Source organism: Cellulomonas cellasea (assembly GCF_006538745.1).
GTDB lineage: Bacteria > Actinomycetota > Actinomycetes > Actinomycetales > Cellulomonadaceae > Cellulomonas_A > Cellulomonas_A cellasea.
Genome location: NZ_BJLR01000028.1, coordinates 98,459 through 124,377 on the forward strand (window position 1 = coordinate 98,459; position 25,919 = coordinate 124,377).

At 69.7% G+C, this 25,919-nt stretch carries 23 protein-coding genes; 16 read left to right on the forward strand and 7 right to left on the reverse strand.

Annotated features, from left to right (window positions below):
* Nucleotides 1-432: 432 nt before the first annotated feature.
* The 3 genes from CCE01nite_RS14980 to CCE01nite_RS14990 are packed head-to-tail and all read right to left on the reverse strand — an operon-like array spanning nucleotide 433 to nucleotide 4,654.
* Nucleotides 433-3,300, reverse strand: coding sequence for a CHAT domain-containing protein (locus CCE01nite_RS14980; RefSeq protein ID WP_034624217.1), 2,868 nt, complete (start codon nucleotides 3,298-3,300; stop codon nucleotides 433-435).
* Nucleotides 3,297-4,145 (reverse strand): hypothetical protein, encoded by an 849-nt coding sequence (locus tag CCE01nite_RS14985; protein WP_034624216.1) that lies wholly within the window; start codon nucleotides 4,143-4,145, stop codon nucleotides 3,297-3,299. The genes CCE01nite_RS14980 and CCE01nite_RS14985 overlap by 4 nt, the downstream gene beginning before the upstream one ends.
* Nucleotides 4,142-4,654: a hypothetical protein gene (locus tag CCE01nite_RS14990; RefSeq protein ID WP_034624214.1), complete on the reverse strand. Its 513-nt coding sequence runs from the start codon at nucleotides 4,652-4,654 to the stop codon at nucleotides 4,142-4,144. Before CCE01nite_RS14990 ends, CCE01nite_RS14985 begins: the two co-directional genes overlap by 4 nt.
* Before the next feature lie 953 nt (nucleotides 4,655-5,607).
* On the opposite strand from CCE01nite_RS14990, the gene CCE01nite_RS14995 reads away from it, so the two are divergent.
* The 15 genes from CCE01nite_RS14995 to CCE01nite_RS15065 all read left to right on the forward strand — a co-directional run bounded on the left by CCE01nite_RS14995 (nucleotide 5,608) and on the right by CCE01nite_RS15065 (nucleotide 18,384).
* Nucleotides 5,608-6,006: a hypothetical protein gene (locus CCE01nite_RS14995; RefSeq protein WP_034624212.1), complete on the forward strand. Its 399-nt coding sequence runs from the start codon at nucleotides 5,608-5,610 to the stop codon at nucleotides 6,004-6,006.
* A 26-nt stretch (nucleotides 6,007-6,032) separates the two neighbouring features.
* On the forward strand, nucleotides 6,033-6,440 hold the full coding sequence (locus CCE01nite_RS15000) for a hypothetical protein (RefSeq protein ID WP_034624209.1): 408 nt from the start codon (nucleotides 6,033-6,035) through the stop codon (nucleotides 6,438-6,440).
* Nucleotides 6,441-6,678: 238 nt separating this feature from the next.
* Nucleotides 6,679-7,266 (forward strand): hypothetical protein, encoded by a 588-nt coding sequence (locus tag CCE01nite_RS15005; protein ID WP_141372634.1) that lies wholly within the window; start codon nucleotides 6,679-6,681, stop codon nucleotides 7,264-7,266.
* A complete protein-coding gene (locus CCE01nite_RS15010; RefSeq protein ID WP_034624207.1) occupies nucleotides 7,260-8,180 on the forward strand; it encodes a hypothetical protein in 921 nt (306 codons plus the stop codon). Before CCE01nite_RS15005 ends, CCE01nite_RS15010 begins: the two co-directional genes overlap by 7 nt.
* A gap of 193 nt (nucleotides 8,181-8,373) precedes the next feature.
* The gene (locus tag CCE01nite_RS15015; protein ID WP_052103270.1) at nucleotides 8,374-8,901 is read left to right on the forward strand and encodes an SAF domain-containing protein; all 528 of its coding nucleotides are present in this window, start codon (nucleotides 8,374-8,376) and stop codon (nucleotides 8,899-8,901) included.
* Complete coding sequence (locus CCE01nite_RS15020; RefSeq protein ID WP_052103267.1) at nucleotides 8,898-9,671, forward strand: CpaE/TadZ family protein; 774 nt, start codon at nucleotides 8,898-8,900, stop codon at nucleotides 9,669-9,671. Before CCE01nite_RS15015 ends, CCE01nite_RS15020 begins: the two co-directional genes overlap by 4 nt.
* Nucleotides 9,672-9,784: 113 nt before the next feature.
* The gene (locus CCE01nite_RS15025) at nucleotides 9,785-11,242 is read left to right on the forward strand and encodes a TadA family conjugal transfer-associated ATPase (protein ID WP_218026482.1); all 1,458 of its coding nucleotides are present in this window, start codon (nucleotides 9,785-9,787) and stop codon (nucleotides 11,240-11,242) included.
* Nucleotides 11,239-12,108, forward strand: a complete 870-nt coding sequence (locus tag CCE01nite_RS15030) for a type II secretion system F family protein (RefSeq protein ID WP_034624203.1) — start codon at nucleotides 11,239-11,241, stop codon at nucleotides 12,106-12,108. The genes CCE01nite_RS15025 and CCE01nite_RS15030 overlap by 4 nt, the downstream gene beginning before the upstream one ends.
* The gene (locus CCE01nite_RS15035; RefSeq protein ID WP_034624200.1) at nucleotides 12,105-13,010 is read left to right on the forward strand and encodes a type II secretion system F family protein; all 906 of its coding nucleotides are present in this window, start codon (nucleotides 12,105-12,107) and stop codon (nucleotides 13,008-13,010) included. The genes CCE01nite_RS15030 and CCE01nite_RS15035 overlap by 4 nt, the downstream gene beginning before the upstream one ends.
* Before the next feature lie 21 nt (nucleotides 13,011-13,031).
* Entirely contained in the window at nucleotides 13,032-13,235 is a 204-nt protein-coding gene (locus CCE01nite_RS15040; protein WP_034624197.1) for a hypothetical protein, read from the forward strand.
* Between the two features lie 108 nt (nucleotides 13,236-13,343).
* Complete coding sequence (locus CCE01nite_RS15045) at nucleotides 13,344-13,703, forward strand: TadE/TadG family type IV pilus assembly protein (RefSeq protein ID WP_034624194.1); 360 nt, start codon at nucleotides 13,344-13,346, stop codon at nucleotides 13,701-13,703.
* Complete coding sequence (locus tag CCE01nite_RS15050) at nucleotides 13,700-14,131, forward strand: TadE/TadG family type IV pilus assembly protein (protein ID WP_034624191.1); 432 nt, start codon at nucleotides 13,700-13,702, stop codon at nucleotides 14,129-14,131. The genes CCE01nite_RS15045 and CCE01nite_RS15050 overlap by 4 nt, the downstream gene beginning before the upstream one ends.
* Nucleotides 14,128-14,574 carry a pilus assembly protein TadG-related protein gene (locus CCE01nite_RS15055; RefSeq protein WP_034624187.1) on the forward strand — a complete coding sequence of 149 codons (447 nt, stop codon included), beginning with the start codon at nucleotides 14,128-14,130 and terminating at the stop codon, nucleotides 14,572-14,574. The genes CCE01nite_RS15050 and CCE01nite_RS15055 overlap by 4 nt, the downstream gene beginning before the upstream one ends.
* Entirely contained in the window at nucleotides 14,571-17,699 is a 3,129-nt protein-coding gene (locus CCE01nite_RS15060; protein ID WP_034624185.1) for an AfsR/SARP family transcriptional regulator, read from the forward strand. The genes CCE01nite_RS15055 and CCE01nite_RS15060 overlap by 4 nt, the downstream gene beginning before the upstream one ends.
* A 178-nt stretch (nucleotides 17,700-17,877) precedes the next feature.
* Nucleotides 17,878-18,384 (forward strand): GNAT family N-acetyltransferase, encoded by a 507-nt coding sequence (locus tag CCE01nite_RS15065; protein ID WP_218026483.1) that lies wholly within the window; start codon nucleotides 17,878-17,880, stop codon nucleotides 18,382-18,384.
* Between the two features lie 590 nt (nucleotides 18,385-18,974).
* On the opposite strand, the gene CCE01nite_RS21400 is transcribed toward CCE01nite_RS15065, so the two are convergent.
* The 3 genes from CCE01nite_RS21400 to CCE01nite_RS15075 all read right to left on the reverse strand — a co-directional run bounded on the left by CCE01nite_RS21400 (nucleotide 18,975) and on the right by CCE01nite_RS15075 (nucleotide 21,165).
* Nucleotides 18,975-19,118, reverse strand: a complete 144-nt coding sequence (locus CCE01nite_RS21400) for a hypothetical protein (RefSeq protein WP_170223979.1) — start codon at nucleotides 19,116-19,118, stop codon at nucleotides 18,975-18,977.
* A 98-nt stretch (nucleotides 19,119-19,216) separates the two neighbouring features.
* Complete coding sequence (locus tag CCE01nite_RS15070; protein WP_141372635.1) at nucleotides 19,217-20,038, reverse strand: hypothetical protein; 822 nt, start codon at nucleotides 20,036-20,038, stop codon at nucleotides 19,217-19,219.
* Nucleotides 20,039-20,097: 59 nt separating this feature from the next.
* On the reverse strand, nucleotides 20,098-21,165 hold the full coding sequence (locus tag CCE01nite_RS15075) for a recombinase family protein (protein ID WP_281282400.1): 1,068 nt from the start codon (nucleotides 21,163-21,165) through the stop codon (nucleotides 20,098-20,100).
* A gap of 1,319 nt (nucleotides 21,166-22,484) precedes the next feature.
* Between CCE01nite_RS15075 and CCE01nite_RS15080 the strand changes: the two genes are divergently transcribed.
* Nucleotides 22,485-25,253 (forward strand): PLL family lectin, encoded by a 2,769-nt coding sequence (locus CCE01nite_RS15080; protein WP_141372636.1) that lies wholly within the window; start codon nucleotides 22,485-22,487, stop codon nucleotides 25,251-25,253.
* 310 nt (nucleotides 25,254-25,563) lie between these two features.
* On the opposite strand, the gene CCE01nite_RS15085 is transcribed toward CCE01nite_RS15080, so the two are convergent.
* The coding region (locus tag CCE01nite_RS15085) for an FG-GAP repeat domain-containing protein (protein WP_141372637.1) at nucleotides 25,564-25,919 on the reverse strand (356 nt) is incomplete at its 5' end.

The following is a 25,919-nucleotide window of genomic DNA, read 5'->3' on the forward strand; positions in this document are numbered from 1 at the left end:
AGCCGACCGTCGGATGCCGCCGCGCTCTCGTGGCGCCGAGCGCTCACGCTTCAGCCGACAGACGACCACGGACTGACGAACCGCAACGGTCGCGGCAGTGGGCCAGCTCTGGAGAGAACCAACTGCGGTGCGAGAAGCCAAACGTCGGTCGAAACGGAGGCGACGTAGCGGCCCGTGCGTCCATGTGCTCCCCGGCACCTCCTCGTCCTGGTCAGGTACACCGTCAGCGCAGGTGACCAGCCCGCAAGGATGTGCGGCGACGGTGTGCTCAACTCCCCCGGAGTCGGAGCCTTCACCCGGGGCTCCACTTCGATCGTCCATCGGTCGCGCCCATGCCGCTTCAGGACACGGCGCGCAGTCATCCTCAGCGCGTTTAAGTGCTGCATAGCGATGCTCGTTCGGCCGAGCGGCGAGGACCCGACGCAGAGAGGCCTAGCAACCGACGTACGCGAACGCCGCCCAGTCCTGCGTGTCATGGAATGGGCGGACGTCGAGGCCGACATGCCTTAGCCCATCGAGGAGCGGGCCGCGGGCCACGGCGCTCACCTGTCGCTCAACGAGGCGCTCTACCTCGCGCCGGGTGGCATTCCGCAGCCAGAGCTGGGCGTCATGGAAGGCCGAGACAGGGTCGGGGTCCTCCCTTGGCCACTCGGCGTAGAGTCGGATGCTCAGGACAGCCGCGGCGACGTCCCACACCGGCCACTGAGCGGCGATCACGCCTGCAGCGCCGGCCTGGACGAGTCCGGTCGGCAAGCTGACGTACTCGTCGGGCGCCTGTTCGCCGACCACCGCGGTGTCACACGCCGACAGCACGCACAGCCGCATCCTGGACACGCGGTGGTGCAGGAGGTCGCCCAGCGTGAGCTGCTCGTCGCCGGCGAGCAGAAGGGCACTCCGGAGCGGGTCTGCGCGGTCAGTGAGCCCGTGACAGGCGAAGTGCGCGACATCGTGGAGCGAGAGCGAGCCGCGGACGGCGTCACGCGTCGCTTGCGAGCCTCGAAGCACCGTCGTGCGGCTGAAGGCCGCGCGTGCGCCATCGACCTCGGCGGCCGCAGATGCCAAAGGCTCCACCCCGGACGACTCTGGATCTCCTACGAGGACGGCGGAGCGCGCGGTGCTGCTCGCGGCGACCGCCGAGGCGCCCGCCAACGCCGCCGCACTTGGCGCGTAGCACCAGGCGAGCGCGTCCACGGCGGTTCGTTCACCAGTGGACAGTCGCGCAGCACTGACAGGGAGCAGGTTGAGCCACCCAGGGAGAAGCAGGACCGCGCGGGTGACGTGTCGCTCCGCCAGAACCGCGCAGAGGCGCGTCATGAATGCAGCTCCCATCCAGCGGGTCAGCGTGTCAAGCGCATCGGCCCAGCGCTTCTCGACGTCCGCCACGTCATCAAGCACGCCATGCTCGCCGCGCAGACTCGCCAAAGCCCCCAGGTACTCGGACGCTAGCCGCTCCACCGTCGCGTGTTTCAACTTTGGAAGGTCAAGGACGTCGACAGAGCCGTCACCGGAGACGATCAGCAGAGCGGAGCCGAAGTCGGTCACACAGCCGTACACCAGGGGCGCAGCACCGGCTGCACGCCGGATGGTTGCACCGTCGACCGGCCGAGCGAAGTCCTCGAACCCCTCCACCTCCCGGATGCTGCGAGTCAGTGCATCAAGCCGACCACGGTGTGCCCGGATTTCGGCAACAGCTCGTTCCGGCTGGGGGCCGGTGAGGCGGTGGCTTGCGGCCCGGAGCTCGCGCGCGGTCGATGCGTAGGCGCTCGCCAGCTGCAACGACCCCGAGGCGGCGAGGTCATCGACGGCGGCCACATCCAGCTTCAGCGCGTCGGCGACTGCCCTCGCTCGGCCCTGCTCGATTACCAGGACGGCATCTTCCGGGTGCCCGGTCCGGACTAACGCGAGGGCGGCAAGTTGCACCGCATGTGCACCCCGCCGGAGGAGTCGGTGACGCGATGACGAGCCGGTGGACAACACGTCAGCCTGATCGAGAGCTAGCAACGCTCGTCGCAGCGCGCCGGCGGCGAGGTCGGGGCGCCCCGTACTGAGGTGGTGCTCCCCGAGGAGCACGCCCATCGCGAGAACGAGCCCCGGATCCTGGACCTCCTCGATCTCGGAGAGCGCCGCTGCGAGCGTCGCCAACCCGGACTCCGTGGCGCGAGCGTCATGCGTGCGCCGGCCAAGTGTCAGCAGGGCGGTCCCCAGATTGGCCTTGCTCTCCACGCGCAGCGTGTGCTCCCCGAGCGACCCGGCCTCGACCACCTCCTCATGCAGCCGGATCGCGGCCCGGAGATCGGCGACATCCCCCATCGCTTCAAACCGCCGGGCCAGCACCTTGGCCAGGTTCGCGCTCTGCTTCAACGCCTCCGCGGGCCGGCCGGCGAGGAGGTCGAGCGCGGCAGTGAGCTGCTCACACGCCTCCTCCAAGCTCTCGACCCCTCCGGTCACTTCGTACTCAGCCCGCAGGGCGTTTGCGTAGTTTGCGCGCGCGAGTGCAGCGACGTTCGGCGTCAGGTCGCCGTGCGTCAGAAGCTGCTGGTAATCGGCGAGAGCCCGATGGAGGTAGCGCACCTCATCGGACCATTCGAACGCGAGGCGGCATGCGCGGCTCGAGACCAGCAGGATGTCCGCTTCAAACGTGCTCGAGGGATCGGCGCTGGGGAGCAGGTCGTCCGCCGCCCGCAGGATCCGGTCGAGCGCGGCCTGGTCACCCTGCTCGGCGCGAAGAAACAAGGGGTTGCACAGATTGAGCTGGCGCTGTGTCCACTCGGCCGAGCCCGGCGACGCTGCCTGCATCGCCCGCTCAAGGAGCGAGATGCTCGCATCGCGCGCTTCGGCGCCACCCGTCGCCTGAGCCTGCCGGAACAGAGCCGAACCCAGCGAGCTGTGGATCACCGGGCTGCGGGAACTGAAGTCACCCTCGACGCCGCGGGCGGTGACAAGGCAGTCGATCGCTTCGGCGAGATCTGACATCTGGGCGTGCCGTTCGAAGGAGCGCAGAAGCGCCGTTCCTAGGTTGACGAGGAGCGGCACCGCGCTCCACGAGCCCGTTCCGCACGAAGCGACACCCCTGCGCAGTATCACGATCGCGCGCTGAAGGTCGGCGTCGTCGTCCGCGCGCTCGTACCGGTGGGCTCGAACGAGCGCAACGTCGAGACACACGTCGGGGACTGCCACCGCGTCGACCCGCGCCAGCAGGGCTTCTCCCTCCTCGATGAGGCCCTCGAGCGGGTCGTCCGAGTCGAGCGCGTGCCGGATACGAGATCGGTAGTCGGCGGCGTCCGGATTCTGTGGGTTCATCGTCGTCGCGCCTCGATCCGGGCACGGATGATGTCGATCACCTGCGCGCCTTCCGCGGGCTGGTTCCGGCGTAGGTACCAGAGCAGCACGTCCGTGGCTCGGTCGTGGACGACACCGGGGTGCGCGTCCAGGATCGCTTCGGCCTCCATCTCGTCGGCCGACGCGAGGAGCACGATGAGGGGCTGGATCTCGTCGACCCCGCGCACCAGGAGGCGGAAGTCGTCGAGGTCCATGTTCTCGATCTCGGCGAACGCCACGTCGAGCCCTGCCTCGAGTGTGCGTGTTAGCACTCGGAGGTTCAGTTGCGCGACCTGCCCATCGTGCGTGTCGAGATCCTCGGCACGCAGCCGCAAGAGCTCGAGCGCGAGCGAGCTCGTGAGCTCCGGATGTGCGCGCACGACGATGTAGGCGTCCATCCACGCCCATGCATCGACGAAGGACTCGAGGGTCTGCTGGAGGGCGTCGACCTCGACGCCCGAGTCGTTGTCCAGCAGCACCAGCGTCCGGACTCCGCGCCGCTCGACGATGAGCTGGACCGGCTCGCCGGTCCGCGCCGCTCCGCTGCTCCGCGGAGGTGTCCGGCCAGCGTCGAAGAGTTCCCGCCTGGCAAGGTCGACGAAGGCGTCGCCGCGTGGGTCGGCCGCCCGGACGAAGGCTTCTAATGCGTCGAGCGCCGCGTCGGACTGCTCCGACTCGCGCAGCAGCGCGGCCAGGTTCCACCACGCGGCCGCCAGCAGGGGGTCCTGGGCGACGACACGGCGGTACAGCTCCGTAGCTTCAGCGCTCCGGCCTGCGTGCTGCAGCTCCATCGCGCGCTGGAACAGGTACGCCGTGGGCTGGCTCATCTCGACGCCGGCGACCCGAGGATCAACAGGACGCTCGCAGCCACGAGCAGCACACCCGACACCTGACAGGTGATGGCCGCCAGCAGCAGACGTGCGCGCACGTCGTTCCCTCGCTGTGTGTCGACCAGCTCCACCAGCCTGGACATCGTCGTCTTCCTGCGCGCGAAGTCGTCGTCGCGGCGCCAGAGCGCAGGCAGTTGGCGCGCGAGCTCCCCCGGATCGACCAGCCGCGCGCGGCTGGGAACAGACGTGCCGATCGCGAGGACGGCAGCGGCAACGAACGCGGCCGTGGCCACCGCGAGCAGGGCGCGGGGCCCGCCGGGCAGCGTGAAGCCCTCCTGCCTGGTGACCAGGGCTGAGAGCGCGAAGAAGAGCGCAACTAGGCCGCCTGATGCCGTGATGACGGAGGCACCGCGTGCTTCGAGCGACGCACGCCGCGAGTCCTCCGCGGTGACCAGGTCCGTAACATAGTCCGCGAAGACGGTCTGCTCGCCGCGTGGGTCAGCCACGGGAGTCTGTCACCCTCGGGCCGTCGTCAGCCGGCCCTGGGACGCCGTCGCTCGCGGCTGCATCGACGCGGTCGTCGCTGAAGGACGCCACGACCCGCGGCCTGCCACCTCGCCGGGTCCGCACCATGGGCAGGGGCGCCCACGGGTCGGTCGCCTCTGACGGTTCAGCGCCCGGCAGGTCCGCGTCGTCGCGTTGCATGCCCCACCCCCGGGAGCTCGCACCAGACTGCCAGCGTAGCGCCGAAGCCTCCCGCGGCTCTGCATGCATCTTCGGCGCAAAGGGGCGGTCGCAGTAGCGTCGGGTGCAAGCCGATCCGCTCGTCGCTGGGCTACGCCTCTTCACGGGTCAGATCCCGACTTGCAGGTCACTGCCACTGACGAGGACGAGTTCGCGTGGACTGGTTCGCGTCCACACGAGTGGCGCTGAGGGGACTCGAACCCCTGCCCCCCTGAATCGGAACGCCGTTCTCACGATTCCAAGAGTCTGGGGCTCATCTCGACCCATCTCGCTGTGACCTGCCCGAACGCCGGGATCGGTGTGGTGCGGATGAGAAATGCTAGACAGATCTGGCGGCTTCTAGCGCCTCTTCGCCGACAATAAGTGTCCATTAAGTGTCCAGCCTCCCGTCGCAGAGCGCCAGATCGGACGCCCGCCTCCCCCTCGGTGTGGTGCCCCCCGCGGTCATCTCGCTCATCGCCCGGGATGACGGGTCGGTGGGCCATAGCCCCGCCGATGACGGGGAACGGCCAGCTGCCGCGGATCCGATGTCGGCCGAAGCTCCTGCAACCCGTCATCCCTCGACGCGAACGCCTTGTCGGATGACGTGGTCGGCCGCGTCATCAGTGGCGCTGGCCGTCATCGTGCCCAGGACCACGGGTGCCGTCGCCATCATCGGCGCGGCTACACCTTGTGCGGATCGTCTCCCGTGTCCATACGACGCGAGGAGGCCACCATGACGACCAAGATCGAGCGACTGACGGGCGAGACGCGCGTCCCGGCCATCACGCGTGGCCGACAAGGGCTTCTCGACGCCCTCACCGCCGTCGACGCGGAAGGCTGGAACTCCCGCGTCGGCACGGCGCTGCTGCAGTACATCCGGACGCAGCTCGTGCGTCCGTTGGCGATCGACCTCGGCGTCCGCGGCGCCGCAGCGTCGCAGGCTGAGGCGACGGCGTGGGAGGCCGTCTGGGTCGCGATGACGAAGCCCTCGCTGCGCTCGGCCGGCTCGCCGTGGGGGGTGCTCTGGCAGGTCGCTCGCCGCGCCGTGCTCGGTGAGGTCGTCGCGCGCAGTTCGCGACGAACGAGCGCCGCGCACGCACGCTCGCCGCTGCAGTGCGGGAAGGAGAGCTGAGCCCGCCAATCGCTCTCGAGGTGGTCATGGCCGACGGGCACGAGCCCGCGAGCGCCGACTACGGACCCGTGGGCGAGGTCGTCTGGCGTGAGCTGCTCGCGTCCGCGGATCATGCGTTGGTCGAGGTGGGGTGGCCGCCTGATGAGGCCGCGAGGATCGTCGACGCGGTGCTGTGCATGCCGACGACACCGGACTCGCGGTGCACGATCGTGGGCTGGCGGCTGCTGGCGGTCGACCTGGAGGTGCCGCCGTGGCAGGCCCGCCGCCTCGCACTGGCTCTGCGCGGCACCGCCTCGGCACCGGGAGTCCTGCCGCTGCTGGTGACCGACGGGGAGTCCGCGCTCTGCGACGAGCGTGTGCGGAACGCGCTGCTGGCGACGCGGGACCGTTCCCGGACCTCCGACGCCGGGCGTGAGCGACGCCGAGCCGCGTAGACGAGCGTCATGCACAGCTGGGTTGCCCGTGGAGATATCCACAGATGCGGGTGTGGCGGGCGCATGTTGTCCCTCTCCTGCGCCTACCTGCTGTCATGAGGACTGCGCGAGTGCACCCAAGTGCGCCGAGGACCGGGGTTCCCGGCTCGCCCGGTTGGGTGTGGAATGGGAATCAGCCGGTCGGTATCGACGGCAAGCAGGTGGGTCACGTGCGGTCCGCAGGGGGCGGTGATCGCCGATGAGTCAGCGGTCGAGAACGGCTCGCGTCTCGCTCGCGCTCGTGTGCCTGCTGTCGGCCAGCGCGCTCGCGTCGTGCTCACCCGGAGACGCTGAAGCGGACCCCTCGCCGACGCCGACATCGGTCAAGCCGTCGAGTCCGACTGCGACGCCCACGCCGACCACTGATCCTGAAGTCGCCGCAGCTCAGGCGGCGATCCTCGACGCGTATCGCGGCTTCTGGGCGGCGCAGACGACAGCCCTCGGCGATCCCGTGGCCGAGCCGCCGGCGGAACTCGCTGTCCACGCCGTTGACAAGGCCTTCGCTGGAGTCGGCGAGGCGCTCTTCGAGTATCGGCGTCAGGGCATCGTGATGGTCGGGGCGCCTACGCTCGACCCGGTCGTCGACACGGTCGATCGTGCGACCTCCACCGCTCATGTCACGGACTGCGTCGACTCGAGCGACTGGACCCCGATCTTCCGTGACACCGGAGAATCTGCCGCGGCCGAGAACCAGTCCCCTCGGCTCGTCGTCGAGGCGTGGGCGATCGTCTATGACGGCCGTTGGGTCATCCGAGAGACGCTCATCCACAGGGATCGACCGTGCTGACGCCCGCGCGAGGTATGTCCACGGGGCTGCTGGCGGCGTTTCTGCTGTGCGCCGCTGCGACGTCTGCCGAGAGCGGGCCTGCACCCGTCTGCCCGCCCACCGTGCCGACCTGCACGGTCTCCGTGGAACGACCGGGAACACCGAGCGCCCCTGTTGCTGTCGATGCGCCCGCTCCCGGCGCACCTGGCGACCGCGTGTGCGTTGTGGATCTGACCGGTGAGACGGTGCCGTGCCGCAGCGCCTTCGGGTGGTTCAACGACTCCGACGACTGCTACTACGGGCTGCTCGATCCTCAGCCGCCGGGTGACGATCCGCTGTGGCAGGGGAACTACCCGAGCGGCGCCATGTACCAGGTCAGCTGCACCGGGCCGCTGCCCGGAACGAACGGCGGCTGGACGTGGCTGCCCACGCCGCCGCCGGGCTTCGGTGGCGTCTCGGTGACGCCCGCGGAGCTGGCGTCGCGCGCGGTGGATCGGATGCAGCTCGTTGGGCCGGCGATCGGAATCACGGTTCCGCCCGACCGGCTCGGGCTGGTCGGGGTCCCGGTCTGGCTGTGGACCGAGGTCTCGCCCACGACCTGGGGGCCCAACTCCGCGACGGCATCCGTGCCAGGGCTGTCGGTCACCGCGACGGCGCAAGTGCAGGAGATCCGGTGGGACATGGGCGACGGCAACGCGGTCGTGTGCCCGAACGCCGGGACACCCTGGTACGAGGGCGGCATCGAGTCCCCGACCTGTGACCACATCTACGAGCAGCCTTCGGTCGGTCAGCCGGACGACGCCTACACGGTCACCGCGACCTCCACCTGGGACGTCACCTGGAGTGGTGGAGGCGCATCCGGATCACTGACGCTCACGCGCTCGTCGTCGACGACGGTGCGCATCGGCGAGCTCCAAGTGCTCGTCACCGGTTGAGCCCCTCGCCCACGCGGGCACGTCATCGGAGCACCACCATGACGACAGGCACCACCCCAGCCTCCACGGCCGCTAACGGCCGGACGACCGCTCCGCTGCGGGCACCCGTCCTCATCCCGCCGAGGTCGCGGCGCCGGCCCGGGTTAATGGTGGCCGGCATCGTGCTGGCACTCGTCGGCGCGCTCGGGGCGGCGTGGCTCGTGGCGTCGGCCAGCGACCGCACGCGGTCGTCGTCCTCGCCCGCGACGTTCCCTACGGCGCGACGTTGACCGAGCAGGACCTGACCGTCGGTGACGTGGCGCTGGACCCGACGATCGAGTCAATCCCCGCCGAGCAGCTCGAGGGGCTCGTGGGGCAGGTCGCGGGCGCGACGCTCGTGGTCGGCTCCGTGCTGGCGCCCGCGCAGGTGGGACCGGCCGGTCCGCCACTCGCCGGTGAGGTGCTCGTTCCCCTCCCGCTCGAGCCGGCTCGCATGCCCGCCGGCGGGCTGACCGCCGGTGACCGGTTGCTGGTCGTGGACACCCCGGCCGCGCAGGCGGAACCGCCGAAGGAGACCCCGGTCACGCTGGAGGCGAGCGTCGCGCGGGTCGGTGCGCCGGACTTGAACGGTGTCGTCGTCGTCGACCTCGTCGCGGCGGCCGAGGACGGCCCCGCTCTGGCTGCCAGGGCGGCGACGGGCCGGTTCGCGCTCGTGGTCCTGCCTGCTGGGGAGGAACGATGACGTTGCTCGCGCTCTGCTCGGCTTCCGGGGCGCCGGGGGTGACGACCACGGCCCTGGCGTTGGGTTGGGTGTGGCCGCTGGTGCACCGCGAGCGACGGGTGCTCGTCGTGGACGGTGACCCTGCTGGGTCCGGGGTCCTTCCGGGCTACCTGCATGCGGGCGTCGTTGCGGGCGGTGGTGTGCTGGCGCTCGCCGCTGAGCGCAGCCGCCCCGGACCGGATGCGTTCCTCGATGAGGCGCTCGCACTCGACCCGGCGGGCAGTCGCATGGTGCTGCTGGGGTTCACGTCGACCGCGCAGGCGCGGACCGTGACGCCGGTGTGGGAGGCGCTGGCCGACGCGGCGCGTGCGTTGGACGCGGCCGGTGTGGACGTGGTGGTGGATGCCGGTCGCCTCGGTCACCGGTACGAGCCGACCGTCCTGTTCCAGGCTGCCGATGCTGTGGTCGCGGTGCTGGGGTCGAGCCTGCGCGCCGTGACGACGACTGCTGCCGCTCTGCGCGACCTGCGTGCGTCCCGTGGGCCGGGATCAAGAACGACGGCCGTGGTGGTCGGCGAGCGGCGGCCGTACTCGGCGCGTGAGATCAGCAGCGAGCTCGGGGTCGCGCCGCTGCCTGCTGTGGCGGTGGATCCGTGGGCCGCGGGTGCGCTGGCGGAGGCCGGGTCGACGGGCTGGAGGTTCGAGCGCTCGGCCCTGCTGCGCTCGGCTCGCGACCTCGCCCAGAACCTGCGCACCGCGGCCACGACCGTGCCGGCGGCGGTCGGGTCATGAGCCCGCAGGAACGGTGGACGCCAGATCCGCACGCGGCACGACCGGCGAACGGCACCGCTGCCGTGAACAGCCACGCTTCGGTCGCGGAGCTGTCCGACCTAACTGCGTCCCGCGTGCGACATCAGCGCAACGGCACGAAGCAGGACGCCGGCCGTGCGGCCGCGGCGATCCCGATGTCGCTGCGCGAGCCCCGCGAGTCGGTCGACGCCGGCCCTGCGGCGCCGGACCCGGCCGTTGTGCGCCAGGTGCGCCGGTCGGTCGCGGAACGTCTGGCCGCGCGTCTGCAGGTCGAGCAGGTCACCGACCACACCGCCCGACGGGAGCTGGCGCGGGCGCTGGTCGCGGACGAGCTGGCCGAGCACGCCCGGCGGCGGGTCCGTGAGGGCGCCGACCCGTGGCCGGTCGAGGCGGAGATGGCCATGGCCCGCGCCGTCATGGCCGCGCTTTTTGGGCTGGGCCGTCTGCAGCCGCTCGTCGACGACCCGGACGTGGAGAACATCGAGGTCGACGGGCACGAGTCCGTGTGGGTGTCCTACGCCGACGGCCACGACCGACGTGCCGCGCCGGTCGCTGAGTCCGACGACGAGCTCATCGAGATCGTGCAGCTCCTCGCGGCGCGCAGCGGGTCCGCCGAGCGCACCTTCTCTTCCGCCCACCCGGCCCTGCACCTGCGCCTCGACGACGGCTCCCGCCTCGCAGCGATCGCCTGGGTCACCCCACGCCCGCACCTGGTCATCCGCCGGCACCGCGTCCGCGACGTCGACCTCGACGACCTCGTCCGCCTGGGCACCCTCGACACTGCCCTGGTCGGGTTCCTGCGAGCCGCGATCGGCGCAGGTAAGAACATCGTCGTCACCGGGCTGCAGAACGCCGGAAAGACCACCCTCATCCGCGCGCTGGCCAACGAGTTCCCGCCGATGGAACGGTTCGCCACGATCGAGAAGGAGTATGAGCTCCACCTGCACGACCTCCCCCACCGCCACCTCCGCGTCGTCGCGATGGAAGGCCGCGAAGGGTCAGCAGAGAAGGACGCCCACGGGCGCCGAGCCGGCGAGATCACCCTGACCGACCTCGTCACCGATGCCCTGCGGATGAACCTGCGACGGATCATCGTCGGCGAGGTCCGCGGCCCCGAGGTCCTGCCGATGCTTGAGGCGATGTCGACCGGTGACGGGTCGCTGTGCACGCTGCACGCCCGCACCGCACAGCACGCCATCGACCGCATCGTCACCCTGTGCCTGTCCGCGGGGGTGTCCATGACGGAGGCCTTCGCCTACCGGCTCCTGGCCGGGTCCGTCGACCTGCTTGTCCACGTGACGCTGCTCGACTGGTCCACGGCCGGTGGGCCGAAGCATCGGTTCGTGTCCCAGGTCGTCGAGATCAGCGGGCTTGGCGAAGGCCTGCGACCTGCCACGACCACAGTGTTCGGCCCGGGACCGGACGGGCGCGCGGTTCCTCTGCACCGGCCTGCGTGCCTGGACGACCTCGTGCGCGCCGGGTTCGACCCGGCGTTCCTCGACCACACCGCGGGCACCTGGACCACCGACATCAAGGACCGGGGGACGCGATGAGCACCGTCTTTGCCGCGGTCGCCGGCGCGTGCGCGTTCACCGGGCTGCTGCTCGTCCTCGTCGGCGCCCGCCGCACAGCCGTCACCGTGCAACCCGTGTCGCGACGCCGCTGGCGCCACCGGCCGGCACGGGGAGCTTGGGCGGGGTGGGCACGGTGGCGGTGGCCCATCGCGAGCGCGGCCGGCGTGCTGGCGTGGGCGATCACGGGATGGCCGGTAGCCGGGGCCCTGCTGACCGCCGCCGTCGTGGGCCTGCCCGTTCTGCTAGGGACGAGCAAGCTCGCTGCACGGCGGATCGCCCGCGTGGAGGCAATCGAGGAGTGGGCACGCCGGCTCGCGGACATCCTCGTGGCCGGCGTCGGGCTCGAGCAGGCGATCACCGCGAGCCTGCGCACCTGCCCGCCGGCGCTGCAGCCGGAGGTGACCGCGCTCGTCGCCCGCCTGTCGGCGCGGTGGCCCGCGGAGCCGGCGCTGCGGGCGTTCGCCGACGATGTCGACGACGCCTCCGCCGACCTCGTCGTCGCCGCCCTGGTGCTCGCGTCCCGCCGCCACGGGCCCGGGCTGGCGCGGGTGCTCACCGCGGTGGCCGACTCCGTCGCTGAGGACGTCGCGGTCCAGCGCAAGGTGGAGGCCGAACGCGCCAAGCCCCGCACGACCGCACGCGCCATCACGCTCATCACCGTAGGGGTCCTGGCCTACGGCGCGCTGAACGGCACGTACCTCGCCCCGTACGGCGATCCCCTGGGTCAGCTCGTGCTGGCCCTGATCGCGGCGGCGTTCGTCGGCTGCCTCGCCTGGATGCGCGCCCTGACGCTCTCAGCGCCCGAGCCACGGTTCCTCACCGCCCACACGGAGGCGGCCCGATGAGCGTGTGGCCCGTCCTGCTCACCGGCGCCCTCCTCGGCGTCGGGCTCACCACCCTGGTCGCGGCCCTGGCACCGGCGCCACCGAACCTGCACGCCGCCCTCGCCAGGCTCGACCCCCCCGTCGCTGTGGCTCGGTCTGACGGCCCGGCCGTGCGTCGAGTCGGCGCACGGCTCACCGGCGAGCTCGAGCGCCGGCTCCTCCCACGCGTCGTCGAGACCCTCGGCCTGCGACGGTTCACCGCGGACCTGCGGATGCTCGACGAGACACCCGAACAGCTCGCGGCACGCAAGGCCGGCTACGCCGTCCTCGGCGTCGCCTTCCCCGTGATCCTTGCCCTCGCCGCCGCGCTGCTCGGCGTGCAACCACCAGTCGTGATCCCTGCAGCGGCGGCTCTGGCTCTCGGCGCTCTGCTCTTCGTCGTTCCCGACCTCGACCTGCGGCGCCGCGCGGCGATCGCCCGCGCGGACCTGCGCCGCGCCACCTGCGTCTACCTCGAGCTCGTCGCCCTCGAACGCGCCGCAGACGCCGGCACCACCGAGGCCCTCGACCGCGCCGCCAGCATCGCCACCACCCGCGAGTTCACCCGCATCCGCGATGCACTCCTGCGCGCCGAGCTCACCGGACAACCGTCCTGGCAGGGCCTGTCCGACCTCGCTGAGGCCACGGGCGTCCCCGAGCTCGGTGACCTCGCCGACATCATGGCGCTCGCCGGTCACGACGGCGCCGCCGTCTACGCCACGCTGCGCGCCCGAGCAGCCTCCCTGCGCATCCAGCTGCTCACGGCCGCGACCGCCAAGGCGAACGCCGCCTCCGAGCACATGGTGGTCCCGACCACTCTCCTCGGCGTCGCGTTCATGGCCCTGCTCGCTTACCCGGCGTTCGTCCGCATCCTGTTCGGCTGACCGCACCACCAGGAGGGAACCGTGCACACCTTCGCCGCCCTGATCATCCTGAACGGCTACGTCGCCGGCGCGCGGCGTCGGGTCCGTGAGCGCGTCCCCGATGCCGAGCTCGGCGCCACGACGCTCGAGCTCGTCATCATCACCCTCGGCCTCATCGCCGTCGCGACCGTCTTGGTCGTCGCGATCACGGCGGCCGTGCAGCGACGCGTCGACCAGATCACCTGACTACCCGCCCCGATGGCGACACTGTGCGCGACCGGCACCTCGGCGGCCCTGCCGTCGAGGCGACGGCAGCGCGCCTTGAGGAGTGAACCCGAGCGGGGGTCGGCGAGCGTGGAGCTCGCGCTCCTGTTCCCCGCGCTCCTGCTCGTGGTCACCTCGCTCGTCCAGTACGGGCTCTGGTTCCACGCACGCTCCCTCGCACTGGCCGCGGCCCAGCACGGTGTCAGCGTCGCCCGCTCCTACGACGCCGACCACAGCACGGCGCCCGCGGCGGCACGAGCATTCGTCGACGCGCACGGCGCCGACACCCTCGTCAACGTCGCCACCACCCCGATGAGCGCCGGTCCGGGCGAAGTCGGGGTCGAGGTCACCGGACGCGCCATCTCGATCCTCCCCGGCATCCCCGGGCCGCCGGTCCGGCAGGCCGCCGAGGCACCGATCGAGCGCTTCACGACAGCAGGTGCACCATGACGGAGCCGATCTGGGACCGCGAGCGCGGGAGCGCCACGCTCGAGCTGGCGATCATCACCCCCGCGCTCCTGCTCGTGCTGGGCCTGGTCGTCGTCGGGGGCCGCGTCCAGGTCGCCTCGGGTGCCCTCGAGCACGCGGCGGCCACCGCGGCACGCGAGGCCTCCCTCATGCGCACCCGCGCCGCTGCACAGGCCGCAGCCACCGCCGCCGCAGCGCGTGAGCTCGACGGGCAGGATCTGCGCTGCGCAGCGACCAGCACGACGGTGGACACCTCCGGGCTCGCCCGTGGCGTCAGGCAACCCGCCACGGTCGCGGTCACCCTGACGTGCACCGTGTCGTTCGCCGACTTCGCACTGCCGGGGCTGCCTGGTGCGCGGACCCTGACCGCCACGGCCACCTCGCCGGTCGACCGGTTCCGCGGACGATGACCGCCCAGCCGCGCCACGTCCGGCAGCCCGACCGGGAGGCCGGGTCCATCAGCGTGTTCGTCGCGGTCGCCTCCCTTGGGCTCCTGGTCCTCATCGGCCTTGTCGTCGACGGCGGCGTCAAGATCCGGGCCGCGCAACGCGCCGACACCGTCGCCGCCGAGGCCGCACGAGCCGCCGGCCAACAGGTCGCACTCTCCACGGTCGTCGGCACGCAGACGGTGCGGGTCGACCGACAAGCCGCCGTCAACGCAGCCAACGCCTACCTCGCCGCCGCCGGACTGCCCGGAACCGTGCAGATCAGCCCGGACGGCACCGCCGTCGAGGTCACTGTGACCACGACCGCGCCCACGGTGTTCGTCTCGCTCATCGGCATCCCGAGCGTGACCGCCACCGGCTACAGCGAGGCCCGCCTCATCCACCGCATCTCCGCGGAGCAGCCATGACCCCCACCTACACGCCCGCCCCTCCCCGACCTCGCACCATCGGGGACCTAGCCCGGGGCCTCAGCGCGGTCCTCGCGCTGGTCGGGTTCGTCGTCGGGGTCCCGCTCCTGCTCGCCGTCATCGCCCCGCTGCGCCTCCCGCAGGCCTGGCCGACTTGGGATGCGATCGGCGAAGCCCTGCTCCGACCGGATGAGGGCTCGCTGCTGCTCGGGCTCCTGGCCGTCATCGCATGGATGGGCTGGGCCGCGTTCACTGCAAGCGTCGTCATCGAGGCCGTCGCCAGCGTGCGCCACGTGTCCGCGCCGTCGCTGCCGCTCCTGATCGGGGCTCAACGCCTCGCCAGCACACTTGTGACGACCGCCGGGCTGCTGCTCACCACGGCCGCACCCGTCACTGGGTCCAGCGCCGGCACGCCACCCGTCATCGCGAGCGCGCCGACCTCGGCGGAGGACAACTCCTCAATGACGGGTACGTCGAAGGCGATGACGGGTTCCTACCGCGAAGTGACGGAGGCGGGCGCGACGATGACGGATTCGTCATCCGACGCACCGACCGCGTCGCCGCTGACAACGCCGTCCCCTGCGGTCCAGGAGGAGATCGGCGTCGGGCGGGCGCCGAACTACCCGGTCATCACCGTCGAGCGCGGTGACACCCTGTGGTCGCTCGCCGAGCGCCACCTGTCCTCCGGACACCGCTACACCGAGATCCGCGACCTCAACCTCGGCCAACCCCAGCCCGACGGCCAGACCCTCACCGACAGCCACTGGATCTACCCCGGCTGGCACCTGCGACTCCCCGCCGACGCGGTCAACCTCCCGGTCGTCTCGGCGGGGAATCAGGCGAGCGCTGGTCTCCCCGCGGCAGCGCTGACGCCCTATGAGGTCGTCCCCGGCGACACGCTGTGGGACATCGCCGCCACACACTTGGGCGACGGCGCGCAGTACCCCGCAGTCTTCGACCTCAACGCCGGCGTTCCGCAAGACGACGGCCGGGCGTTGAGCGATCCCGACCTCATCCACCCTGGCTGGAAGCTGACCCTCTCGGCACTCGACCTTACGGCCGACGGGCAGCCCCTCTCCGCCATCGAAGCACCGGTTCTGGCCGCTGCACCGCCGACACACGCTAGTGACCGACCACTACCGCTCAGAGAGCAACAGCGGGGACCGGATGGCTTGCCCTCGCCGGAGTCCGTGCCGCCGACCGAGGACGAACCATCTGTGCCGCGGGGCCACACCCGGGAACGTGACGGCAGCGAGAGCCACAGTCCGAGCGACGACGCAGAGCCGGCCTCGTCGGTCCCCCAGCTCGTCCTGGGCCTCACCGCCTTCGCGGCTGCCGGCGTCATCGGGGAGCTCGCCCGGCGCCGCCGCCTTCAACACCGCCGACGCCGCACCGGCGAACGCATCCCGCTCCCGACCCCTGGAACCCCAACCGACGAAGCCGAACGAACTCTCCGCACAGCCACCACCCCGCTGTCGATCCCTCAGTTCAAGGCCGCCCTGTTTAACCTCGCCACCCGCGCCTACGGCGCCGAGCGGGACCTCCCCCGCATCACCACGCTCCACCTGAGCGACACGCGCCTTGAGCTCCACCTCGCCGACGACGATCCCGAACCGCTCGAGCCTTTCACCGCAGACGGTCCCCGCCTCTGGACCGCCACTACCGCCACCTTGGCGGACGACGTCCCGCTCGACGACGACCCCGACCGGCCCGAGCCATACCCCGCACTTGTGACCGTCGGACACACCGCCGACGCCACCGTCATCGCCAACCTCGAAGCGGCCGGCACCCTTTCCGTCATCGGCGACCCCGACGCCGCCCACGACACCATTCGCGCGATCGTCACCGAGCTCGCCACCAGCGATTTCACGGGCCGCGTCGGTGTCGTCACCGGGCGCGAGTTCGCGGCGCTCGCTGCGACGTCCGACGCCGCGCGCCTGCACTGCGTCGATACGACGGCGCTCCCTGCCGAGCACGCCGAGCGAGCCCGGTCGATCGCGGCGGTGCTCGGGGCCAACGGCGTGGACGACACCCTCCAAGCCCGATCGGACCGCACCGCCACCGACACCTGGCTGCCCGTCGTCTACCTCGACACCTCCGGACACGAAGGTTGGCGCCCACCGACGCCCTGGTCCGGATCGGTCCTGCTCACCACACGCTCGCTCGACGGCTCTTGGACGCTCAGGGCGGAGGCCGACGGCTCTTGGACGCTCAGGGCGGAGGCCGACGGCTCTGCCACGCTCGAGCCAGCAGGGACGGAGCTCACGGTGTCTCGGCTGACCGCGGAGGACCTGGCTCGGATCGCTGACCTACTGGCGACCGCGGAAGCAGGCTCTGCTCCGCTGTCGGGGCTCGACGCGCAGTCGAGCGACGTCGACGACAGCGAATCCGCCCACGCGCTGGCGGCGATCTCAGCCCCGGACGCACCCTCGCGTGCAGGCATGGGTACCGGCACAGAACTTCGCATCAACGTTCTGGGTCCCATCGAGGTCCTCGGACTACCCACCGGAGCCCGCCCGCTCGGCAAGCGCTCGACCGAGCTCCTCGTCTACCTCGCGCTGCGCGGTAGGGCGACCGGCCCTGAGCTCGACGACGTCCTCTGGCACGGGCGACGCGTCGACAACCAGACCCGCAACAGCCTCATCTATCGAACCCGCCAACGGGTCGGAGCTCACAACCTCCCACCCGTCGACGCCGACGGCCACTACCACCTCGGCCCCGACGTGACCTGCGACTGGAACTACTTCCGGCGCCTGGCAGAGAGAGGGCTCGCGACCGGCACAGACGAGGTTCAGGCGCTGCGGGAAGCCCTCGAGCTCGTGCGCGATCGCCCGCTGTGTGGGATCGCCGGTAGCGAGTACAGCTGGGCCGAGCACGACACACAGCAGATCGTCGCCGCGATCATCGACGTCGCGCACATCCTGTCGAGACGACTCCAAACCCTCGGTGACTCCCGGGGGGCGATCCTGGCGGCCACGCGTGGTCTGCTCGCCGAGGCCTGCTCCGAGACGCTCTACGACGACGCGATCGGCGCCGCGAAGGCGCTCGGGGACGGGGAGGTAGCCGAGCGGTTGTCCGTCCGACTTCGCGCCACGCTGGAAGAGCTCGATCCGGAGTACGCCTAGAGCGTGTCTCGCAGTAGTCAGTGCTGGTTGCCCTGATGCTGGTGCCCCACCGTCCGCACACGCGATTCTGATCGTGATGGCCGCCTGGGCTGTCGTCCCCCTCGCGGCGCCCGTCGTCTCGCTGCAGCGACGCGACGCCTGACGCTCTCCGTCTCGGAGGTCCCAAGGAGCCGAGGACATGGCTGCGGAGAATTTCGCCGTCACCGAGCACCTGGTGCTGCGCCCGATGGCGAGCGGCGACGCCGCGGCCCTGGCGGCGTACCGCAGCGATCCGATGCAGGCCCGCTACCAGTCGTGGGAGACGCCCTACGCAGTGGACACCGCCCAGGCGCTCACCGCCGAGATGCGCGATGTGCGGTTCGCGCAGCCCGGCTCCTGGCTCCAGGTCGCCATCGAGTCCGCCGGGCGGCTGATCGGCGACGTCGCGGTCCGCGTCGACGGGGACGATCCCCGTCAGGCCGAAGTCGGGTTCACGCTCGCGGCTGACGCGCAAGGCCGCGGGTTCGCCACGGAGGCACTGCGCGCGGTCATTCCGCTGCTGTTCACCGAGCACGGCATGCACCGGATCACCGCGGTCTGCGACACCCGCAACGACCGCTCCGTGGCACTACTCGAGCGCGTCGGCATGCATGCGCCGCGAAGCGCACCACCGGAGATCCGCTTGGTGGAAAGGCGAGTTGACTGACGAGTACGTGTACGCCGTCCTCGCCGAGGAGTGGCGGGACGAGGAGCCTGAGGCCACTAGGTTGAACCCGCCGTCGGGACGTGGGGTGACCTGCACGTCCCACGGCTTCACGGACAGGGCGACGGGGACCGCGCCGCGGCAGCGGGCGGCCGTCGGTCATCTTCGTCAGGGTGGGCTTGCCGAGGAACGGTTTTAACCCGGTCAGGTAGCAGCCGGGGTTCTGGTCCTCGAGCTTCCCGGCGACCTTGTCCCCGTCGGCGGGCTTGGTCCCGCGCGCCAGGCCCAACTCGACGGCGTCCTTGGTCTTCGCGGCGGCGGTGACCTCGGTGATGGCGCCGGGTGGCGACTGCGACCCGCTCGGCCGGGGCGATGTGCTGGATCTCGAACCCGTCGCCGTGCTTCTGGGCGATCAATCTGACCAGCGCAGTGCGGTGGCGGGCAGGGGCGAACCCAGGCGGCAGCTTGACGCTGATCCGCTCGATGGAGCTCGTGCTCGCCATGCCCACCCTGCGCCTGTCCGCCAGGGACCATGCGCAGAACATCCGGAGCCCCCGACCGCGGGTGTGCGGCGGGGGCTCCAGTGCGCGCGGTCAGGCGATCGGTACGAGCACCTCGACGGTCTTCGTCGCGGCGCCGTTGACCTTCGCGGAGCCGTCGTAGACGGCGGTCAGCTGGTGCGTGCCGGGCGCGAGGTCGACGACCACGACGCCCTTCCTGAAGCGACGGGACACCAAGCGATCACTGTGGGGTTGACCGGCACCTAGCATCGCAGGCGGCGTACCCCGGTGCAGAGGTTCACCGTAGGTGTCGGGGTTCAGCGCCCCAGCTCGACCTATAGGTCCTGCCGGACCTGGGGGCCAGGCCCGCGCATCGACTTGGCGCGCGGCGACGCGGCCACAGCTGCGGCCGGTGCGGCCGCGAAGCCCTTGTCTGCGACGAGACGCGCCTCGACGATCTCGACATCGACGCCTGCGCGCTCGAGCCGGTCCGCGAGCTCGCTTCGCCGTTCGGCGCTGTCGTACAGCGCGACGCCGGCCGCATCGCCGGTTGGGTCGTGGTCGGTGAGGATCGCGACTGCGGTGAGCTCGTCGGCGCGCGAAGCCCGGCGGGCGCGGTCAGCATCGACCGCGGCTCCCGCGAAACCCGCGGCCTGCTCGACATGAACCGGCGAAACAGACGTGTCTTCACGAGCTGGCACGTCGCTACGCCGCGCCCCGCGGCGGTACGGGTCTCGCAGGTCGGCGCGCTCTGCACGGGCGGTGCTCGAGTCCACCGGCGCAGCCACCTCGAGGTCAACACCGTAGCGAGTCTGCGCCTGCGTCCGGATGGTCTGCGCCGCGGCGGCGGCGTCCTTATCCAGCGGTGCCCACGCGGTTGCGACCGTCCAGGCGCGAGCGATGTCCTGCTGGGTTGCCTTGTCCCACCAGTCCTCGTGGGCGACGACGGCGAGCTCGGCGCGGGCGGCCGCCCGCTCGGCGGCCACTCGCTGCTCGAGGTCGCGGGCGCGTTCCTCGGCGCGGGCCTGCGCCTCGCGGCGCTCGTCGGCGACCATTCGCCGCAGCGGCTCGGCGACCTGGCTGGCCACCATCACCGCGGCCCGCGCGCTCTCGTCGAGGAGCTCCTCGACCCCATCACTGTCGACCATCGCGCTCACCCATCACTTCCCCCTGCATTGGCTCACCGCGACGTACGCCGGCGGTGATCTGACCTGACCTACCGTTCGTGCCCCGCGCCGCCCTGGTCGAGGGTCGGGGCGGTGTGCACGGCCTCCCGGGCCGGCTCAAGGGTGTTCGGGACCGGAGACCCGATCGCCGTGGCGGGTGCCTGCCCGGTGGACGCAATCCGTCGCGCCAGGGCGACGTCGCTCTCCGGCACCAGACGCCCGTGGGCGTCAATGGCCGGCAGCCCGGCCGCGATGGTCGCGAGCTGCCCACGCACGGCGCGCTCGATCTGCGCGGCGGCTTGCGCCGGCCCGATGGCCCGGTGCGCCTCGTACTGGGCGGGGGTCAGGTTCACCATCTGCCGGAACATCACCGCCTGCGCGGTCTTGGACTGCCCGCCGTGTGCCGCGGCGAGCAGCATCCAGGACGCGCCCTTCACCGCCGCCGACGGTGACGCCTTCGGCACGCGGCTGGGCCGGGTGGTCCCGAACCGGGCCAGGGCATCGGAGGTCGCGGCGAACGGGCCGGGCACGGGCTCGACGCGGGTCGACCAGGCGGCGAACGCGCCGGAGGTCTCCCGGGCGACCCGCGCCCACGTCGCGGTGTCGTCGACCGGACCGCACGCAACCGGTCGCGCAGCTGGCCGATCTCGCGCGCGTACTGCTGCCACAGCTCGGGGTCCGGCTCGGCGTGCTCGCGCCCCGGGGCGACCGGGCGCTGACCGCGGCGGGCGGCCTTCCACTCCGCGACCGCCTCGGCCACCGCGGCGGCCGCGGCTGTTCGCGATCTCGAGGCCGGCCCAGGTGCGTTCACAGAAGAGCTCGCGCTCGAACTCCGCCAGCGCACCGAACACCGACAGCACCATCCGGCCCGACGCGGTCGTGGTGTCCATCGCCTCGTGCAGCGACTGCAGACCCACGCCAGCGGCGGCGAGCTGCTCCACGACGTCGAGCAAGTGCCGCAGCGACCGGCCAAGCCGGTCCAGCCGGTCCAGCCGCACCACCACGAGCGTGTCCCCGCGCTGGAGCACCTTGGTCAGCGGTTGCTCGAGCACCGGACGCGCGGTGTACGCACCCGAGGCGGTCTCGAGCCACACCCGCTCGACCCCGGCAGCGCGCAGTGCCTCCTACTGCGCGTCCGTCGACTGCCCCGCCGTCGACACCCGGGCGTACCTGACCTCATGACCCACGCCGCTCCCCCGCCTCGGATGCCTCACAATCCATCGTCACGAGCACATTCAACAGCGGACTAAAGTACGGCGGTTTCGTACAGGCTTTCGGTGGCCGCTTCGATGAATCTTCTAAGTTGTTGCGCGGGCCGCTGACGAGCCAAAACGCCTCTCACGAGGCTTGACCCGCGGCCTCCCCGGATGCGTCTCACAGGGGCGTACTAGACGCTCGTTCAAGTGCGGGCTCCCGGCCTCAGATCGGTGTGGGCGCCGATGTGCTCCGTCCGTGCTCACGCGTGAGAGGCGCGATACGAGAACTACTCGAGTGTAACGCCGACGTCGGCCTCATCAACTCACCTCTGCCACGACCTGTCACACCTCGCCCCCTATCCTGCGCGCTTCGCCCCCGTTGAACACTCTATACTCCGTGGAGCACCCCTTCCGTCCGAGGCCCCGCGCATCTACAGCCGGGCAAAAGGCGCGCAAAACCATACGCGCGCTGCCCGTAGGGGCTGCGATTTCGATTGATTCGGCACACGTAGCGGAGTACACCTGATAGGGAGCTAGGCGACTTCCTAGCCCACGCCCGCGCGCCTCACCGTAGCCATCACCAAGGAGGCAAGATGGACCCCCGGTCCGGATGGTTCCACGTTCGCCCCAACTTGACTTTCTACCCAGGCGTCGAAGTGGCTCTGGTGGAACCATTCGAGGGTCATGTTGACCTCTTTGTCACAGACCGCGATGGCGAGGTATGGTCTGCCCCATTCTCAGCAGCGACTGGATGGGACCCCTGGTTCCGGATCCCCGGCAGGCCGAATGCGCACCCGGGCGCTCCGGTCACAGGGCTACTCGCAAAAGAATCCACACAGTCGATACCCGCCAAACACCGCCACCTTGACATCTTCGTGACCAGTGCGGACGGAATCATCTGGACGACTTATTTCCACGAGTTCCGGAACACGCCCAATACAAACGTTTGGAAAGATTGGCTCTCGCTAGACACTAGTGTCAGAATGGCGCCAGGCGCGAAAGTCTTCGCGATTGAGCCCTTCGAGGGTCACGTCGATCTATTCACAACCGGGCCCGACGGAGCCATCTGGACCGCGTTCTTTGCCACGTCTGACGACGGCGCGGTCAATGGCTGGAGCCCGTGGATACCAATCCATCATGAGCAGCATGAGGTCCGAACTCATCCGGGTGCGACCGTATCAGCACTAAGTTCGCCTGACGGAGATCGCGTCGACCTCTTCGCCACCGATACACGAGGCACAGTGTGGACCACCTACTATGACGTTTCCGGTGGTTGGCGGCATTGGTCACCAATTCCGCACGGTGACGCAACGGTCAAAATGCACCCGAGGGCGACAATAACAGCTATCGCCGCCGATTCTGAGGGGCGCCAAACCTTCCTCTTCACCACGGATACGAATGGCGTTGTCTGGTCGTCATTCGCGACTGACCACGGGGCGTGGACTGCCTGGTCCGCTATCCGGCCCCAAGAGTTCATCACCGGACCCGGAGCGAAAGTTGCTACGCTCTCACCCTTCGAGGGGCACATTGACATCTTCGCGACTCGCGCCGACGGCACCGTGTGGTCAACGTTCCGCGAAAACGACGTCTGGCAACCATGGTTCCCTATCGGCTCGAATCAGTTTCGCATTGATCCAGGCGCTACCATCACCGCTTTTTCCCCATACGAGGGGCACGTCGACATCTTCGCCACGGCGACAGACGGCACCGTATGGACAGCGTTCTTTGACGCTAACACGGGTTGGCGCGATTGGTTCGGCTTGACATCGGAGCCCATCTTCAAGGGCCCAGTTAGTAGCCTGGCTCCTTACGCAGAACATGCAGACCTCTTTGCCACCGACATCACGGGCACGGTGTGGTCCACCTTCCGCGAAGGTGACGGTCAATGGCAGAGATGGGTTCCTATTGGAGCTGGCGTAAAGATGCACCCCGGCTCAGCCGTTACGCCGCTGCGCCCGTTCGAGGGTCACGTCGACCTGTTCGCGATGAGTGCCGACGGGGTTGTCTGGACGACCTACTTCGAAGATGGTCAAGGCTGGCGCGAGTGGTATCCCATCCGTCCCGAGACTGCCAGGTTCGGCCCGGGTGCAACCGTTGCTGCCGTCAGCCCTCGCGAAGGGCGCGTCGACATCTTCGCTGTTGCAGACGGCATCGTATGGACCACCGCCTTCGACGCGGACTCACAGGACGTCGGCTGGGGCCCCTGGGAACAGGTCGATCGCGATAGGCTCCGGGTGGCCCCGGAATCCCGCATCACCGCTATCGTGCCCTTCACCGGCCACATCGACCTCTTCGTGGTCGGCGCGCACGCAGAAGATCCCACTGGAGCCGTCGATGTATGGACCACCTTCCGCGACGAAGGCGCTGCGTGGCATCAATGGTTCACCCCCTCCCCTGTGTCGTTCGGGCTGCTCCCAGGGACAACGGTTGCTGCCCTCACGCCATTTGAGGGTCACGTCGACGTGTTCGCCGTAGACGCCACTGGAGCGGTTTGGAGTACATTCTTCCAAGACGGATCGTGGCGCGCATGGTTCACCATCCACGAAGAACACAGGATGCATCCCGGCGCTAACATCTCCGTACTTTCCCCTCGCGAAGGCCGCGTGGACATATTCACAACAACATCCGATGGCACAGTGTGGCGAACGTGCTTCACCAACGAAGAGGCCGTTTGGCGCCCTTGGTCCTCTCTAGACACGCCGGCCGGTCTCGATGGCAACGCAAGAACAACAGCTTTGCTGATGGTCGGCGACCACACTGCCGTATTCGCAACCGGCCAGCAGGGACAGATATGGGTGACCAGGCTAAAAGCTGAAAGCCTCTGGCCTACCTGGTTCACAATTGGGACTCAGCAGTTCGCCCCTGGAGCTACCGTGACCCCCTCGAGGCCCTTCCCTGGACACGTTGATCTATACGTCACCGACGGCGCAGGGATGGTGTGGTCCACGTACTATGAGCCGGAGTCAGGATGGATTTCCTGGTTTCCCATCTCGGGAAAACAGATGCACCCCGGCGCGGAAGTCACGCTGTGCCAGCGGTCGGAGCGACGAGTCGAGCTCTATGCGAGCGCAAGCGACGGCACCGTGCTTACTACTTCCTTCGATGCGGATCAGGGGGTGTGGGCCCCATGGGTCGCGGTGCACGGAGACAGAAAGATGCACCCTGGAGCACGCATCACCCTCCTTCTCGATGGCGGTGGTGCTGGCCTGGACGAACTGTTCGCGATTGACGCGAATGGTTATGTCTGGACGGCCCGCTTTGACGAGGCCGGAAAATGGTGGGCGCCATGGTCTGAAGTGAACGTCGACGCGGCTGTTCGAATGGCTCCTGGAGGAGCCATAACGGCCGAGCGATACTCAGCAAGCGCCTCCTTGTTTACCACCGACCTCAACGGACTTGTTCACGGGACCTTTCGCGACGACGCCGACGCGGGTGGTTGGCATCGATGGGAGTCACTGCACTCCGAGCTCAAGGCAGTGGCTGGCTCAAAGGTTGGCGTCACATCCTCCACCATTAATGTGGCTAGTCCCGATGGGCGTTGGCGCCTGGCCTACACCAGCATGGTTGACCGGTCTTCCTGGTCAGTTTGGACGGCGCCTCCTCTTCCGAGGAACCAGAAAGTTGCTTCCGTTCGCAGCCGATACACCGATGACACCGGTTATCGCCTTTATCCTGACTCGGATTATGTCATCGACTCCGATGGTACGGTTTGGAAGTTTTTAGGCAAGCGGTTCGCTCAAAGGCAGGACATGGGATTTCCTTGGGCTTCTTCCACGGGATCGGCGCTCGATCCAATCTGCGAACTGACTGCGCAGGTCTTGGACGAGACGATCGACGCTGACGGGAACGATCACACGTGGGCCACACACTTCAACCTATTCGGAACGGACCGATCCGGTCGGGTTCGGTCGACGTGGTGGAAGGAGTGGACGCCCGATCCCAGAGGATTCAATTGGGGCGGGTTGTGGGACCTCGTCTCGCTCGGGCTCTTCGCGTCCAACAGTAGCTAATTCTCGCTGTGCTTCTGGAGCAGGGTCGAGCGGAGTCCCGAGTTGAGGGTCCGTCGGAAGTGCCGGACGAGGTGGCGCCGTCGTCGCGCCACCCGACACGGACCTCCACTCGCGCCGACCACGAGACGAAGCCCTGCCAGGGCCGACGCGTCCGCGGTGCATTCATGCGTACATGCTTCCACGGCGGTTGGGAGACGCGTGCCAGGGCAGCTATACCCAATGGTCGGAGGCTCTAGATCGGGAGGCTCTAGATCGCCGGCAGCCCGGGCGACGACGGCATCGTCGACGATGCCCCCTACCCGCGAAGTAGTTATGGCAGGGTGCTCACGATGGGCCGCCACAACAGCAGGCCGTCCTCGGGCCGGGATGAGCCCAGCGACCATGTTCGTTCGCTGGGCGAGTACGACAGGACATCGGCCATGCCATCGCCGGTGAAGTCCGCGACGCAGGTGACGTGCCCGTGCACGACCTCGCCGTACTTGGTGGTGTTGAGCACGACAGACCATTGGAGACGGGTTCCCTCGGACGCGCCACGCCACCAGTGCTGGGTGTCGGGTGCGTAGAACAGCACGTCGGTCCTGCCGTCGCCGGAGAGATCGGCGGTCCAAATGGGTCGTCGCGCGTCCCCGAGTGAGCCGAACTCGGCGGTGTCCGCGACAACGACCC

Bases quoted from the DNA above. Each gene is read 5' to 3' on its own strand.
- CCE01nite_RS15065 (WP_218026483.1), top strand. From the start codon at position 17,878: ATGGCTGCGGAGAATTTCGCCGTCACCGAGCACCTGGTGCTGCGCCCG.
- CCE01nite_RS15020 (WP_052103267.1), top strand. From the start codon at position 8,898: ATGACGTTGCTCGCGCTCTGCTCGGCTTCCGGGGCGCCGGGGGTGACG.
- CCE01nite_RS14980 (WP_034624217.1), bottom strand. From the start codon at position 3,300: ATGAACCCACAGAATCCGGACGCCGCCGACTACCGATCTCGTATCCGG.
- CCE01nite_RS14985 (WP_034624216.1), bottom strand. From the start codon at position 4,145: ATGAGCCAGCCCACGGCGTACCTGTTCCAGCGCGCGATGGAGCTGCAG.
- CCE01nite_RS15005 (WP_141372634.1), top strand. From the start codon at position 6,679: ATGAGTCAGCGGTCGAGAACGGCTCGCGTCTCGCTCGCGCTCGTGTGC.
- CCE01nite_RS15000 (WP_034624209.1), top strand. From the start codon at position 6,033: ATGGCCGACGGGCACGAGCCCGCGAGCGCCGACTACGGACCCGTGGGC.
- CCE01nite_RS14995 (WP_034624212.1), top strand. From the start codon at position 5,608: ATGACGACCAAGATCGAGCGACTGACGGGCGAGACGCGCGTCCCGGCC.
- CCE01nite_RS15035 (WP_034624200.1), top strand. From the start codon at position 12,105: ATGAGCGTGTGGCCCGTCCTGCTCACCGGCGCCCTCCTCGGCGTCGGG.
- CCE01nite_RS15030 (WP_034624203.1), top strand. From the start codon at position 11,239: ATGAGCACCGTCTTTGCCGCGGTCGCCGGCGCGTGCGCGTTCACCGGG.
- CCE01nite_RS15050 (WP_034624191.1), top strand. From the start codon at position 13,700: ATGACGGAGCCGATCTGGGACCGCGAGCGCGGGAGCGCCACGCTCGAG.
- CCE01nite_RS15055 (WP_034624187.1), top strand. From the start codon at position 14,128: ATGACCGCCCAGCCGCGCCACGTCCGGCAGCCCGACCGGGAGGCCGGG.
- CCE01nite_RS15060 (WP_034624185.1), top strand. From the start codon at position 14,571: ATGACCCCCACCTACACGCCCGCCCCTCCCCGACCTCGCACCATCGGG.